Annotated in this window: 10 protein-coding genes; 3 read left to right on the plus strand and 7 right to left on the minus strand. The window is 71.0% G+C overall.

All coding sequences use genetic code 11. The features are described from left to right. Window positions 1-133 precede the first annotated feature (133 nt). Both KHP12_RS16405 and KHP12_RS16410 read left to right on the plus strand, forming a co-directional pair. The gene (locus tag KHP12_RS16405; RefSeq protein WP_086886257.1) at window positions 134-1,351 is read left to right on the plus strand and encodes a thiolase family protein; all 1,218 of its coding nucleotides are present in this window, start codon (window positions 134-136) and stop codon (window positions 1,349-1,351) included. Next, window positions 1,348-3,477 (plus strand): 3-hydroxyacyl-CoA dehydrogenase NAD-binding domain-containing protein, encoded by a 2,130-nt coding sequence (locus KHP12_RS16410; protein ID WP_211833105.1) that lies wholly within the window; start codon window positions 1,348-1,350, stop codon window positions 3,475-3,477. Before KHP12_RS16405 ends, KHP12_RS16410 begins: the two co-directional genes overlap by 4 nt. Before the next feature lie 530 nt (window positions 3,478-4,007). On the opposite strand, the gene KHP12_RS16415 is transcribed toward KHP12_RS16410, so the two are convergent. Then, window positions 4,008-5,063, minus strand: coding sequence for a PLL family lectin (locus KHP12_RS16415; RefSeq protein WP_211833106.1), 1,056 nt, complete (start codon window positions 5,061-5,063; stop codon window positions 4,008-4,010). A 70-nt stretch (window positions 5,064-5,133) separates the two neighbouring features. Here KHP12_RS16415 and KHP12_RS16420 point away from each other — a divergent pair, with 70 nt between their 5' ends. Further along, window positions 5,134-5,544 carry a PIN domain-containing protein gene (locus KHP12_RS16420; RefSeq protein WP_086882485.1) on the plus strand — a complete coding sequence of 137 codons (411 nt, stop codon included), beginning with the start codon at window positions 5,134-5,136 and terminating at the stop codon, window positions 5,542-5,544. Window positions 5,545-6,311: 767 nt separating this feature from the next. Here KHP12_RS16420 and KHP12_RS16425 read toward each other — a convergent pair. From KHP12_RS16425 to KHP12_RS16450, 6 genes are all read right to left on the minus strand, one after another. Continuing rightward, window positions 6,312-7,784 carry an amino acid permease gene (locus tag KHP12_RS16425; protein WP_244202938.1) on the minus strand — a complete coding sequence of 491 codons (1,473 nt, stop codon included), beginning with the start codon at window positions 7,782-7,784 and terminating at the stop codon, window positions 6,312-6,314. A gap of 243 nt (window positions 7,785-8,027) precedes the next feature. Next, window positions 8,028-9,992 carry a 1-deoxy-D-xylulose-5-phosphate synthase gene (dxs, locus tag KHP12_RS16430; RefSeq protein WP_211833107.1) on the minus strand — a complete coding sequence of 655 codons (1,965 nt, stop codon included), beginning with the start codon at window positions 9,990-9,992 and terminating at the stop codon, window positions 8,028-8,030. Between the two features lie 180 nt (window positions 9,993-10,172). Beyond that, on the minus strand, window positions 10,173-11,489 hold the full coding sequence (locus tag KHP12_RS16435; protein WP_086882834.1) for a sugar ABC transporter permease: 1,317 nt from the start codon (window positions 11,487-11,489) through the stop codon (window positions 10,173-10,175). Beyond that, a complete protein-coding gene (locus KHP12_RS16440; protein ID WP_044569228.1) occupies window positions 11,486-12,274 on the minus strand; it encodes an ATP-binding cassette domain-containing protein in 789 nt (262 codons plus the stop codon). Before KHP12_RS16440 ends, KHP12_RS16435 begins: the two co-directional genes overlap by 4 nt. A 138-nt stretch (window positions 12,275-12,412) precedes the next feature. After that, entirely contained in the window at window positions 12,413-13,513 is a 1,101-nt protein-coding gene (locus KHP12_RS16445) for a substrate-binding domain-containing protein (RefSeq protein WP_086882835.1), read from the minus strand. A 218-nt stretch (window positions 13,514-13,731) separates the two neighbouring features. Further along, window positions 13,732-14,931, minus strand: a complete 1,200-nt coding sequence (locus KHP12_RS16450) for an ROK family transcriptional regulator (RefSeq protein WP_037959071.1) — start codon at window positions 14,929-14,931, stop codon at window positions 13,732-13,734. Window positions 14,932-15,153: the final 222 nt, after the last annotated feature.

The following is a 15,153-nucleotide window of genomic DNA, read 5'->3' on the forward strand; positions in this document are numbered from 1 at the left end:
CCACGGCTGTGACCTTCAACCCTCCGGTGGTGGGGACTGGGCAGCCTGGTTACTCATAAGTAGCATGAGGGTGTGACGGCGCGCCCCCGGCGTGCCCGCAGCAGTGCCATCCCGCACCTGGAGGAGAGCCAACGTGCCTCGTACCGCTAGGGACGTCGTCTTCGTCGACGGCGTCCGGACCCCATTCGGCAAGGCGGGCCCGAAGGGCATCTACCACGAGACCCGCGCCGACGACCTGGTCGTCAAGTGCATCCGGGAGCTGCTGCGCCGCAACCCGGATCTGCCGCCGGAGCGCATCGACGAGGTGGCCATCGCCGCGACGACGCAGATCGGCGACCAGGGCCTGACCATCGGCCGCACCGCGGGCATCCTGGCCGGGCTGCCCCAGTCGGTCCCCGGCTACGCCATCGACCGGATGTGTGCCGGTGCGATGACGGCCGTGACCACCACCGCGGGATCCATCTCCTTCGGTGCCTACGACGCCGTGGTCGCGGGAGGTGTCGAGCACATGGGCCGCCACCCCATGGGCGAGTCCGTCGACCCCAACCCGCGCTTCGTCTCGGAGAAGCTGGTCGACGAGTCGGCCCTGTTCATGGGCATGACGGCGGAGAACCTCCACGACCGGCTGCCGCACATCTCCAAGCAGCGCGCCGACGAGTTCGCGGTGCGCAGCCAGGAGAAGGCCGCCAAGGCGTACGCCAACGGCAAGATCCAGCAGGACCTGGTGCCGATCTCGGTGCGCCGCACCTCGCCCGAGGGCGGCGAGCTGGGCTGGGGCCTGGCGACGGCCGACGAGCCGATGCGCCCGGGCACCACGCTGGAGGGCCTGGCCACGCTGAAGACCCCGTTCCGCCCGCACGGCCGGGTCACGGCCGGTAACTCCGCGGGGCTCAACGACGGCGCCACCGCCTCGCTGATCGCCTCCGAGGACTTCGCCCGGGAGCTGGGCCTGCCGGTCAGGATGCGCCTGGTCTCGTTCGCCTTCGCGGGCGTCGAGCCCGAGGTGATGGGCTACGGCCCGGTCCCGGCCACCAAGAAGGCCCTGGCGAAGGCCGGTCTGTCCATCGAGGACATCGGCCTGTTCGAGATCAACGAGGCGTTCGCCGTCCAGGTCCTGTCCTTCCTGGACCACTACGGCATCGCGGACGACGACGAGCGCGTCAACCAGTACGGCGGCGCGATCGCCTTCGGCCATCCGCTGGCGTCCTCCGGCGTCCGCCTGATGACGCAGCTCGCACGGCAGTTCGAGGAGCGCCCCGAGGTCCGCTACGGCATCACGACGATGTGCATCGGCTTCGGCATGGGTGGCACCGTGATCTGGGAGAACCCGCACTTCGAGGGGAACAAGTGACCAACACCGCAGAGCTTCTCAAGGGAGCGGCAGAGCTCTTCCCGGGCGAGGTCGTGACGCAGGCGCACGTCCGCCACCTCGATCTCCCCCAGGACGCGGGCCGCTTCGCGCTCATCACACTGGACAACGGCCTGGACCACACCAAGCCCACCACCTTCGGCCCGGCCTCGCTCGCCAACCTCAACACGGCGATCGACCAGGTCGAGAAGGAGGCCGCGGACGGCGAGATCACCGGTGTCGGCATCACCGGCAAGCCGTTCATCTTCGCCGTGGGCGCCGACCTCAAGGGCGTGGAGCTGCTGAAGCGCCACGAGGACGCGCTGGCCATCGGCAAGGGCGGCCATGACGTCTTCAAGCGGCTGTCGGCGCTCGCCGTGCCCACCTTCGCGTACTACAACGGCGCGGCCATGGGCGGCGGGGTCGAGGTCGGGCTGCACTGCGCCTACCGCACCGTCTCCGCGGCGCTGCCCGCCTTCTCGCTGCCCGAGGTGTTCCTCGGCCTGGTGCCCGGCTGGGGCGGCTGCACCCTGCTGCCGAACCTGATCGGCGCCGACCGCGCGGTCTCGGTCATCATCGAGAACTCGCTCAACCAGAACAAGCAGCTCAAGGGCGAGCAGGTCTACGAGCTCGGGATCGCCGACGCGATCTTCGAGGGCGCGGACTTCCTGGAGCAGTCGCTGATCTGGACCGCCGCCGTCCTCAAGGGCGAGATCGAGGTCGTACGGCCCGAGATCGACCGCGGCGACGCCTGGCACGAGGCCGTGGTGCGCGGCCGCGCCATCGCCGACGGCAAGGTGCACGGGGCGGCCCCGGCCGCCTACCGCGCGCTGGAGATCATCGACGCGGCGCGCAACGGCGACCTCGCCCGAGGCTACGAGGCCGAGGAGAAGGCGCTCGCCGACCTGATCATGGGCAGCGAGCTGCGCAGCGGCATCTACGCCTTCAACCTGGTGCAGAAGCGCGGCAAGCGCCCGGCCGGCGCCCCGGACAAGTCGCTGGCGCGCCCGGTCTCCAAAGTGGGCGTCGTGGGCGCCGGTCTGATGGCCTCGCAGCTGGCGCTGCTGTTCGCGCGGCGTCTCGAGGTGCCGGTCGTACTGACCGACATCGACCAGGAGCGGGTCGACAAGGGCGTGGGCTATGTCCACGGCGAGATCGACAAGCTGCTGCTCAAGGGCCGGATCAACCAGGACAAGGCCAACCGCCTCAAGGCCGCGGTGACCGGTTCGCTGGACAAGGCCGCCGCCTTCTCCGACGCCGACTTCGTCATCGAGGCCGTCTTCGAGGAGATGGGCGTCAAGCAGAAGGTGTTCGCCGAGGTCGAGGCGGTCGTGCCGGAGCACGCCATCCTCGCCACCAACACCTCCTCGCTGTCGGTCTCGGAGATGGCGTCCCAGCTCAAGCACCCCGAGCGGGTCGTGGGCTTCCACTTCTTCAACCCGGTCGCGATCCTGCCGCTGCTGGAGATCGTCCGCGGTGCGAAGACCGATGACGCGTCGCTGGCCACGGCCTTCGGCGTGGCCAAGAAGCTGAAGAAGACCGCCGTCCTGGTCAAGGACGCCCCGGCGTTCGTGGTCAACCGGATCCTGACCCGCTTCATGGGCGAGATCCAGAACGTGATCGACGAGGGCACCCCGGTGGACGTCGCCGAGCGCGCCATCGAGCCACTGGGCCTGCCGATGTCCCCGCTGGTGCTGCTGGAGCTGGTCGGCCCGGCGATCGGCCTGCACGTCTCCGAGACCCTGCACGGCGCGTTCCCGGACCGCTTCACGGTCTCGGAGAACCTCAGGCGCGTGGTCGAGGCGGGCAAGCGCGGCTTCTACGTCCACGACTCTGGGGAGCCGAAGCTGGACCCGGAGGTCGCCGCGCTGCTCCAGCAGGGCGACACCGTCCTCACCGAGGAGCAGGTGCGCGCCCGGGTGCTGGACGCGGTCGCGCAGGAGATCGGGCTGATGCTCGAGGAGGGCGTCGTCGCGGAGGCGCAGGACATCGACCTGTGCCTGATCACCGGCGCGGGCTGGCCCTTCCACCTGGGCGGCGTCACGCCGTACCTGGACCGCGAGGGCGTCTCGGAGCGGGTGAACGGGAAGACGTTCCTGGCGCAGGGCGTGGCGAGCGTTCCCGCGTAGCGTCGGCGGCGCGTGGCATACCCGGGTGCCGGGCGGGCGAAGGCCCGTCCGGCACTTGGGCGTTCGGGGGGCTTGCCCGTCCGTTCCGGGGCCCCACCGGCCCCGCCGAAACCTCGCGCCCCCACCGGCGCCGGCGCCCCCGCGCCCCGGCGAAGGGCGCGCCCCGGCCGCGCCACCCGCCGTGGCCGGACCGCCGCCCGGCGGCAAGCACCCGCCACGCATATCCGGGGGCGGGGTTACGCCCGGGGGCGGGGTCGCTCCCGGGGGCGGGGTCACGCCCGGGGCGGGGTCGCTCCCGGGGGCGGGGTCGCTCCCGGGGGCAGGGTCACGCCCGGGGGCAGGGTCACGCCCGGGACGGGAAACGGACCGGCGGCACCCTCCCCGGGAACCAGTCCACGACGTCGAACGGGCTCTCAGCCGAGCCGTGGCGCCCACGCCAGGGACGGGAAACGGACCGGCGGCACCTTCCCCGGGGCCCGGCGCCCCTGCCCGTCGCGTCGAACGGGCTCTCAGCGGGGCTGTGGCGCCGCTCAGCCGCTTCCCACGCGGGTCCAGGCCCGGAGTGCCAGCCCGCGCTCGTCGGTCTTCTGACGGGCCACCAGGAGCTTTCCGTCCAGCGCCAGCGCGGCCAGCACCACCCGGCCCTGGCTGTCCAGCGCCAGGGCCGGGGTGTGGGCGCCCTGCTCGCCCGAGGGCGTCCACCACACCCCCGCCGCCTCGTCCTCGCAGGGGTGCGCGGCGACGGCCAGCCCGCAGGCCGCGCGGTCCTGGTGGGCCAGGACGGTGCAGTCGTGACCGTCCACCGTGGCGCGCACCGCGGCGACCGGGCCGGTGCCCGTGGCCCCGCCCAGCGGAGCGGGGGCCGGGGAGTCCGGCCGCCAGGCCATGACCTCACCGCTGCCGGCGTCGCGCCAGTAGTGGGTGAGGGTGCCGGGGCTGCTCTCCACCATGGACGCCGAATCCGGCCGGGCGTCGGCGGGGACGTCCTCGCCCCGCTTGGGGGCGGCGCCCGGCTTGGGCTGGTACCAGCGCAGCGCGGCGCCCTTCCCGGCCGGTGCCAGCAGCTCGAGACGGCCGTCGGCGGTCGCGGCCGCCGACATGCCGCCCAGTACGTGCGTGCCCTTCCAGTCGGTCCAGCGCTCCCAGGTGCCCTTGGGGTCCTGCCGCCGCGCGCTCACCCCGCCCCCGGCGTTGCGCACGAAGACGCGGAGCGCGCCGGTGGAGTCCACCGCCGCGGCCGGCGGGCCGGTCCGCTCGGCCTTGCGGGCGTCCTTGGGATGCGGGGTGCCCAGCGAGTGCCACGCCGTCAGCGGGCGGCCGGACTGGAACTGGGTGGCGTGGACGATGTCCACGCGCGCCGGTTCCCCGGCTCCGCCCGGCCGGTGCCGAAGCCCCACCAGATGGGCATAGCCTTCGGGACTCTGAACGACGGTCAGCCCGGCCAGGCGGCCGGACACCTCGATCAACCACGGCCCCGACCACTCCGCCCCTCCGGGGCGGTCCTCGGTCCAGCGGGCGACACCGCCCGTCACCGGTGCGTAGGCTGTGAGCCTGCCGTCCTTGCCGCGGAGCAACCGCAACGCCATGGCCCGCTGCCAACCCTTCCCCGAGTCGGTCCACCTGATCGAACGATGTCCATAGTAATTTGCCTTGACTATGGATGGGGTTGTGGTCGTGGACGCCGCCAATGTGGTCGGCTCGGTTCCGGATGGCTGGTGGCGTGACCGGCGCGGCGCCGCCGAGCGACTCCGCGACCGGCTGGCCGTCCTCGCCGGGACCGGGCTCCCCGACCGCCCGGGCGTGCCCGGCTGGGCCACCCGGCCTCCGGTGGACATCGTGATGGTGGTCGAGGGCGCGGCACGGGGCGTCGAGCCGGTGCCAGGCGTACGGGTGGAGTCCGCACCGGGCAGCGGCGACGACCACATCGTGGCGGTGGTGGCGGCGGCTCGCGAGGAGGGCCGTCCCTGCCTGGTGGTGACGGCGGACCAGGAGCTGCGGGCCCGGGTCACGGCGCTGGGCGCGCAGACGACGGGCCCCCGCTCGGTCCGCCCGAACGGCTCGCCCTAGGGCCGGTCAGGCGGTGGGCAGGCATCCGACGAACCGTGCCGCCTGCGGCGAGCTGTTCCCCTCCCCGCCCCTTCCCGCAATTGGGGCTCCGCCCCAGCCCCCGGCCGCACCCAAGACGGCCGGTCGGGACGCCGACGCGGCGAGAGCCGCTCCTCGCCCCTCGAAGCCCAGGGGCGGAGCGAAACGAGCCCTCCGCTCCGGACCCCAGCCGGACGACACCGTTGTACGCGGCCATCCGCCCAGCCATCCGCCGCGCCGGCACGCCAACCGCAACCAGCCGCCGGTGCACGCGTTACCGCACCCCAGGTGGCCCGGCCGGTGAGCCGAGCGCGGCGATCATCGGCTCCTCGACCCCGGGGTCCAGGGACGGAACGGAACGGGCCCTCCGCCCCGGACCCCAGCCGGACAACGCCTTGTACACGGCCATCCGCCCAGCCATCCGCCGCGCCGGCACGCCAACCGCAACCAGCCGCCGGTGCAGGCGTTACCGCGCCCCAGGTGGCCCGGCCGGCGCCCCGGCCGGTGAGCCGAGCGCGGGGACCATCGGCTCGTCGTCGCTTCCCGGGGTCCAGGGGCGGAGCGAAGCCGGAGCTCCGCCCCATACTTCAGCCGGGCGACTCGGATGTGCGCGGACGTCCCCCCGCCCCCGGTCATCCGCCGCGCCGACGCTGACCGCCGGGGCGACAGTCGGCCCGTCAACCCCCGGGGTCCAGGGGCGGAGCCCCTGGTAGCGGGAAGGGGCGGGGAGGGGAAAAGTCCGCGGGCCCCTACCCCGTACGCGTTCCCGCCTCGGTCACCCGGCTGTGGCGGCGCCCGTACAGGAAGTAGACGAGGAAGCCGATGACCATCCAGGCCCCGAACCGCACCCAGGTCATAGCGGGCAGATTGAGCATCAGCCACAACGACGCGGCCACCGACAGGATCGGCAGCACCGGCACCCAGGGGGTGCGGAAGGCGCGGGGCAGATCGGGGCGGGTGCGGCGGAGGATGATGACGCCCAGCGCGACCACGACGAAGGCGAAGAGCGTGCCGATGTTCACCAGGGCCGCCAGCTCGGAGATGGAGGTGAACCCGGCGACCACGGCGATGACCACGCCCAGCACGATCGTCGAGCGGTACGGCGTGCCGAAGCGCGGATGCACCCGGGAGAAGACCCTGGGCAGCAGCCCGTCGCGGCTCATCGCGAAGAACACCCGGCTCTGGCCGAGCAGCAGGATCATGGACACGGTGGTGAGCCCGACGGCGGCGCCGAAGCTGATGAGGCCCGCGTAGAACGGATGGCCGGTCGCCTTGAAGGCGTCGGCGAGCGGGGCGTCCACCGACAGCTTGGTGTACTTCTCCATGCCGGTGACCACGATGGACACCGCGACGTACAGCACCGTGCAGATGAGCAGCGAGCCCAGGATGCCGCGGGGCATGTCCCGCTGTGGATTCCGGGTCTCCTCCGCCGCGGTCGCCACGATGTCGAAGCCGATGAAGGCGAAGAAGACCACGGCGGCGCCGGTGAAGATGCCCTGGACGCCGAAGGTCGTCGGTTCGTAACCGAACATCAGCTGGATCAGCGGCGCCTTCAGCCCCGAGCCGGAGACCGTGCCCTGGGCCTCGGGGATGAAGGGGTGGTAGTTCTCCGGGTGGATGAAGAAGGCGCCCGCGATGATGACGAGCAGCACCACGGCCACCTTGATCGCGACCACCGCGGCGGTGACCCGCGCGGAGAGCTTCATGCCGAAGACCAGGATCGCGGTGATCAGCAGGACCAGCAGGAAGGCCAGCAGGTCGAAGGAGAAGCCGTGCGTGGCCCCGGGCCCGGACAGGGCGTCGGGCAGATGCCATCCGGCGTTGTCCAGCAGTGAGCGGATGTACCCCGACCAGCCCACCGAGACCACGGCACAGGCCAGCGCGAACTCCAGCACCAGGTCCCAGCCGATGATCCAGGCGGGCAGCTCGCCGAGCGAGGCGTACGAGAAGGTGTACGCGGACCCCGCGACCGGGACCGTCGAGGCGAACTCGGCGTAGCACAGCGCGGCCAGGGCGCAGGCGATACCCGCGGCCACGAAGGACAGCGCGGTGGCGGGCCCCGCCTGCTCCTTGGCGACCGAGCCGGTGAGCACGAAGATGCCGGTGCCGATGATGACGCCGACGCCGAAGACCGTGAGGTCCAGGACGGAAAGGGACCGGGTGAGGGCGTGCTCGGGCTCCTCGGTGTCCTGGATGGACTGCTCGATGCTCTTCGTCCGCAGGTAGCGCGGCCGGACTCTGCCTCCGGTGCCTCCGCCTGGTTCGTCAACGCTCACCGGTGCCACCTCCACGCCTGCCGTGCGGTTCATGCTTCTGGTAACCGATCGGCGGCGCGGTATGCACGCTCAGGGCCGCCCCCGATTCACCCGATGGGGGCGGGCGGTGCGACGCACGCTGGGCCGGTCGGAGCAGGAAGCGCTCCGACCGGCCCAGGCGGAAAGCGGCGGTGGCTCAGTCGCTGTGGCTCAGTCGCGCACCGGCTCGGCCGTCGTCGGCCGGGTCACATCGGCGCCCTGGGAGCCCGCGGCCGCGGACTCGTGTCCGTAGCGGCCGCCGATCCTGGCGACCAGCCCGGTGACCTGCCGGGCGATGTCCGGCGCGGTCAGCCCGATCTCCGCCATGACCTCCTTACGGGAGGCATGGTCGAGGAAGCGCGGCGGGATACCGAAGTCACGCACCGGCATGTCGACGCCCGAGTCGCGCAGCGCCTGGGCGACGGCGGAGCCCACACCGCCGACCCGGCTGTTGTCCTCGACGGTGACGACGACGCGGTGGCGCTCGGCGAGGGCGGGCAGCTCCTCGTCCACCGGCTTGACCCAGCGGGGGTCCACCACCGTTGTGGAAATGCCCTGTTTGTCGAGAAGGTCGGCGACCTCGAGGCACATCGGGGCCAGCGCGCCCACCGAGACCAGCAGCACATCGGGCCGCTCGCGGTCGGCGGCCGCGGGCTCCCGCAGTACGTCCATGCCGCCGATCCTGCCGACGGCCGCGACCGCCGGGCCCACCGCGCCCTTGGAGTAGCGCACCACGGTCGGCGCGTCCTCCACCGCCACGGCCTCGCGCAGCTGGGCGCGGACCTGGTCGGCGTCGCGCGGGGCGGCGATCCGCAGGCCGGGGACGACCTGGAGCAGCGACATGTCCCACATGCCGTTGTGCGAGGCCCCGTCGGTCCCGGTGATCCCGGCGCGGTCCAGGACGAAGGTGACCCCGCACTTGTGCAGGGCCACATCCATCAGGACCTGGTCGAAGGCGCGGTTGAGGAAGGTGGCGTAGACCGCGAAGACCGGGTGCACACCGCCGGTGGCCAGGCCCGCCGCCGAGACGGCCGCGTGCTGCTCGGCGATGCCCACGTCGTAGACCCGGTCCGGGAAGCGCTTGGCGAACTCGGTGAGCCCCACCGGGTGCAGCATGGCCGCCGTGATCGCGACGATGTCCTCGCGCTCCTCGCCGAGCTTGACCATCTCCTCGCCGAAGACCGAGGTCCAGTCGGCGCCGGAGGCCGAGATCGGCAGCCCGGTGTCCGGGTGGATCTTGCCGACGGCGTGGAAGCGGTCCGCCTCGTCCTGGAGGGCGGGCTGGTAGCCGCGGCCCTTCTCGGTGAGGCAGTGCACGATGACCGGGCCGCCGAAACGCTTCGCCCGCTGGAGCGCCGACTCCAGCGCCTCGATGTCATGGCCGTTGATCGGGCCGACGTACTTCAGCCCCAGGTCCTCGAACATGCCCTGCGGGGTGATGAAGTCCTTCAGCCCCTTCTTGGCCCCGTGCAGCGTCTCGTACAGCGGCCTGCCGACGACCGGGGTGCGCTCCAGCAGGTCCTTGCCGCGGGCCAGGAAGCGCTCGTAGCCGTCGGTGGTGCGCAGGGTGGCGAGGTGGTTGGCCAGGCCGCCGATGGTCGGGCCGTAGGAGCGCTCGTTGTCGTTGACGACGATGACCAGCGGGCGGTTCTTGGCGGCGGCGATGTTGTTGAGCGCCTCCCAGGCCATACCGCCGGTGAGCGCCCCGTCGCCGATCACGGCGACCACATGGTCCTGCTTGCCGAGCAGCTCATTGGCCTTGGCGAGGCCCTCGGCCCAGCCGAGGACGGTCGAGGCGTGGCTGTTCTCGATGACGTCGTGCTCGGACTCGGCGCGCGAGGGATAACCGGACAAACCACCCTTGCTCTTGAGCTTGGAGAAGTCCTGGCGACCGGTGAGCAGCTTGTGCACGTAGGACTGGTGGCCGGTGTCCAGCAGCACCTTGTCCCGGGGCGAGTCGAAGACCCGGTGCAGGGCGATGGTCAGCTCCACCACGCCGAGATTGGGGCCGAGATGGCCACCGGTCTTGGAGACGGCGTCGACGAGGAAGGAGCGGATCTCCGCGGCCAGCTGGTCCAGCTCCTCCGGAGTGAGCCGGTCCAGATCGCGCGGTCCCGTGATGCGGGTCAGCAGCACCCGTGCCTCCTTGCTTCGAGCGTCTCCATGGAGCTTGCCGTCCGCCCGAGTCTAATGTTCCGCCCTCCGGCGCAGACCTCCCCCCATGCGATCTCCGTCACGCGTGTTCTTTTCGGACAGCTGCCCGGCGCCTTCCAGAAAGGCACCGGGCAGCCGGGTGAGCGGATGGGGCGTCCGGGGTCAGCCGCGACCCGCGGACCGCTGAGTCCTGCGCGACACCGAGTCGATGACGACGGCGGCCAGCAGCACCCCACCGGTGATCATGTACTGGACGGAGTTCGCGACGCCCAGCAGGTTCATCCCGGACGAGATCGAGCCGATGACCAGCATGCCGAGCAGCGCCGACCAGACCGAGCCCCGGCCACCGAAGAGGCTGGTGCCGCCGATGACGGCGGCCGCGATGGCCTCCATCAGCAGGTTGCCGGTGCCGGCCTGCTGGCTGGCGGAGCCGATCCGGGAGGCGATCATGATGCCGCCGCACGCGGCCATCAGCCCGGCCAGCGAGTAGACCGAGATCCGGATGGCGACGACGTTGATGCCCGCGCGGCGGGCGGCCTCGACGCTGCCTCCCAGGGCGATCACCTTGCGCCCGTAGGAGGTGCGGCGGACCACGAAGTCCAGGATCACCAGGACCGCCACGAAGATCACCAGGGCGAGCGGCAGACCCTTGTACTCGTTGAGCCGCCAGGCCGCGGCGTAGACGATCACCGCGAGCACGCCCGTACGGACCAGGATCTCGCTCAGCGGCCGCGAGGGTATGCCGACCGCCTTACGGCGCCTGCTGTCCAGGAACTGGGCGAGGAAGAAGCCCGCCGTCGCCACCGTGGCCGCCCCGTACGCGGCGATCAGCTGGCTGAAGTAGTGCGCGGTGAGATCGCGCACGAAGCTGTCGTCCGCGATGCTGATGGTGCCGGTGGTGCCGAGCACCTGGAGCATCAGACCGTTCCAGGCCAGCAGACCGGCCAGGGTCACCACGAAGGCCGGTACGCCGATCTTGGCGAAGAAGAAGCCGTGCACCGCGCCGAGGACCGCGCCGCTGGCGAGCGCCGCGAGCACCGCGATCCCCTCGGGCACCCCGTGGTTGACGTTGAGCACCGCCAGGGTCGCCGCGGCCAGACCGCTGAGCGAGCCGACGGACAGGTCGATCTCGCCGAGCAGCAGCACGAAGACGATCCCGACCGAGATCATGCCGGTGCCGCCGAGCAGGATGGAGAGGTCGGAGAGGTTCTTGGGCGAGAGGAAGGCACTGTCCTTCGCCTGGAAGACCGCCCAGATGATGGCGATGCCGACGATGACCGGGACCGCGCCCAGATCACCGCTGCGCATCTTGCGGCCGAACTCCGTCAGATAGCCCTTGAAGCCCTCCTGACGGACCAGCAGCCGGGGGTCGACGACGGTGACCGCGTCCTTGGCGACGGGGTTGGCGTCGGCCGGGCCGCTCGCCTTGTTGGCGCCGTTCGACGGGCCGCCGTTGGTCTTGTCCACGTTCGTGGTCACTTCGCGACCTCCCCGCTACGCGCCTTGCGGCGGGTCACGGCGTTGTCCGTGGCGCCGGTGATGGCGGAAATGATCTCTTCCTGAGAGGTGGTCTTCACATCGAAGATGCCGTTGTTGCGGCCCAGCCGCAGCACCGCGACCCGGTCCGCGACGGCCTTCACGTCGGCCATGTTGTGGCTGATGAGGATGACGGCGAGACCGCGGTCGCGCAGCCGCTCGACCAGGTCCAGGACCTGTGCGGTCTGCTCGACGCCGAGGGCGGCGGTCGGCTCGTCCAGGATCACCAGCTTGGGCTCGCCGAGCATCGAACGGGCGATGGCGACGGTCTGCCGCTGGCCACCCGAGAGCGAGGCGATCGGGATCCGCACACTGGGGATGCGGATCGACAGGGTCTGGAGCAACTCACGGGAGCGCCGCTCCATTTCGACCTCGTCCAGCACCCCGGCGCGCAGGATCTCGCGGCCGAGGAAGAGGTTGCCGACGACATCGATGTTGTCGCAGAGGGCGAGGTCCTGGTAGACGGTCGCGATGCCCAGCTCCTGGGCGTCGTGCGGCCGGCTGACCTGGACGGGCTTGCCCTGCCACTCGACGACGCCCTCGTCGGCGGGGCCGACTCCGGCAATGCTCTTGACGAGGGTCGACTTGCCGGCGCCGTTGTCGCCCACCAGGGCGACGACTTCACCGGCGTGGACCTCCAGATGGATGTCGGTGAGCGCCTGGACGGCGCCGAACCGCTTGGAGATCCCGCGCAACGCCAACACGGGTCCGTTCGGCACGATGGCCATCTCCGTTCCGGGCAGGGGGGTCCCTGCTGTGTGACGGAGGGGAGAGGGTGCTCTCCCCTCGATGGGGGGGTGGGTCAGGGAGGCGGGCCGTCCGCGGTTACGGACGGCCCTGCTCCGATATGTGCCGGATACCGGCCGTTACTTCAGACCGGCCTCGGCGCACGCCGCCTTGACCTTGGCGGTGCAGATCTGGTCGATCTTGTAGATCCCGTCCTTGATGACGGTGTCCTTGATGTTCTCCTTGGTCAGCGAGACCGGGGTGATCAGCGTCGCCGGGATGTGCTTCGTGGTCGGGCTGTCGACCGTGTTGGACTCGTTGACCTTCTCGCCGCGGCCGAGCGCGACGGCCATCTCGGCGGCGGCGGTGGCCTCGTCCAGGTAGGACTTGTAGACGCTCATGTACTGCTCACCGGTGACGACCCGGCGGACACCCTCGAGTTCGGCGTCCTGGCCGGTGACCGGGGGCAGCGGGTTGAAGCCGCCGCTCTTGAGCGCGGTGATCGCGCCGCCGGCCATGCTGTCGTTGGCCGAGTAGACGCCGACGATGTTGCTCTTGCCGAGCGAGGAGATGGCACCCGTCATGGCCTCGTTGGCCTTGTCCGCCAGCCAGCGGTCGACGTCGTAGGACTTGCCGATGTTCACCTTGCCCTTGAGGACGGACATCGCGCCCTTCTTGAACATGGCGGCGTTGGGGTCGGCCTCCCAGCCGTTGAGCATGACGATCTTGCCGCTCTTGGCCTTGTTGCCCAGCGCCTTGAGCAGGGCCTGGCCCTGGACCTTGCCGACCGTCTCGTTGTCGAACGAGGTGTACGCGGAGACCGGGCCCTCGGCGAGCCGGTCGTAGGCGATGACCGGGATACCGTCCTCGTCGGCCTTCTTGACCGAGCTGGCAATGGACTTGGAGTCCACCGAGTCAAGGATGATCGCGTCGACCTTCTTGGTGATCATCGAGTCGACCTGCTGCTGCTGGACCGAGGGGTCCGACTTGGCGTTGACGTAGAGGATCTTGCAGTCGGCGCAGAGTGCCTTGATCTTCTTGGTGACGAAGGGCCGGTCGAAGTTCTCGTATCTGGCCGTCTGATCCTCGGGCAGCAGTAGCCCGATCGTGAGCGGACCAGTCTTCTTCTTGTCATCCTTCTTGTCGTTGCCGGCTTCCTTCGCCGAGCCACAGGCGGCGAGGGCTACCGTCATCGACATGACAGAAGCGGCAAGAGCGACGCGACGCATCGTTGCGTTCATTTAGGGGTGACCTCCCTGACGAGGCCGCGTCATTGCGGCCGAGGTGGCTGGAAGTCAACTCGGCCGCCCGCATGGCGTCAAGAAGTAAATCCTTAACGAGATGGCAACGGTGCCATTCGTTATCTGAGTGAACGCAGTCGGACAGGCCGGATAGACGGAGCGTGACCGGACAAAGCCACTCAAGGCTTGCCCCCGGCCCAACGGCCCCCGCCCGGCGGTCAGGTGAGGGCCGGAGCCCCCGCCGAGAGCGCGCCGTCCAGCAGCGTCGAGTCGCCCATCTCGCTGAGCACCAGCGCGAGCGCGCCCAGCACCTCGGCCCGGCCGCCGAGCGCCCCCGGCATCACCGACAGCTGATGGGCCGCGCTCGGGATCGCATACCGCGCGACCGACTCCCGGATCGGCCCCAGCACCAGCTCCCCCGCCTCGGCGAGCTGGCCGCCCAGCACCATCCGGCTCGGGTTGATCAGATTGCAGAGGTTGGCCACCCCGCTGCCGATGTGCCGGCCGACGTCCCCGATCACCCGCCGACAGCCCGGATCGCCCTCGCGGGCGAGCTGCACCATGCGCTCCACGGTGAGGTCCGCCCCATGGCTGGAATGCAGCAGTGGCAGCACATAGCGGGCCGCGGTGAAGGTCTCCAGACAGCCGCGATTGCCGCAGCGGCACACCGGGCCCGACTCGTCCAGGGTGATGTGGCCGATTTCGCCTGCCGTACCGCCGGGGCCGCGGTAGATCTTCCCGCTGATCACCAGCCCCGCGCCGACACCGTCGGCCACCTTGATGTACGCGAGGTCGCCGACCCCGCGGCCGGAGCCCCAGACCAGCTCGCCGAGCGCGCCGAGGTTGGCGTCGTTGTCCACGTGCACCGGCACCCCGAGCCGCTGGGCCAGGTCGTCGCGCGGATTGGTGCCCGCCCAGCCCGGCAGGATCGCGGTCGAGCCCAGTGTGCCGGTCTCCACGTCGATCGGGGCGGGCACGCCGAGCCCGACGCCGACCACCTTGTCCTGGCTCAGCCCGCTGGCCGTGATCAGCCTGCTGACCAGCTGCTCGGCCCGGTCCAGGCCCTGGGAGGAGGAGGCGTCCACATCCAGCGGCTCGGCCTCCTCGGCCAGCACCTGATGGGCGAGGTTGCCGATGGCGACACGCAGATGCGTATGGCCGAAATCCACCCCTACGACAATGCCCGCGTCACCGCTGAGCGAGACGCTGCGCGCCCGGCGGCCGCCCGCCGAGGTGGGCGTGACCTCGACCGTTCCGCCGTCCTTGAGCTCGCGCACGATGTTGGAGACGGTGGCGGCGGACAGCCCGGTGGACCGGGCGATCTCCGCCTGGGTCAGCGAGCCCGCCATGCGCACCGCACGGACCACCCGCTCGAGATTGGCCCGGTGCAGCGACGACTGCGATCCCGGAGTCTCCACGCCCATCCACTCCCGCCTTCGCGGGCGGCACGACGGCCGCTCCGCCGACCGGACCGCAGCAGTGAGGCCCGGCTGTGTCTCCAACATGTGAACTCTAAGCTGAGCCGCCACGGTTGTCCCACGTCAAGTCCCTGACCGCACCGGGACCGCTCGCGGTACCCTCCGCAGCCCACAGCGGCACGGCCCCGCCCCTTATCCGATGAACGGAAAGGACGGGGCCGT

The sequence above is a fragment of the Streptomyces asiaticus genome (assembly GCF_018138715.1).
In the GTDB taxonomy this organism is placed as follows: Bacteria; Actinomycetota; Actinomycetes; order Streptomycetales; family Streptomycetaceae; genus Streptomyces; species Streptomyces asiaticus.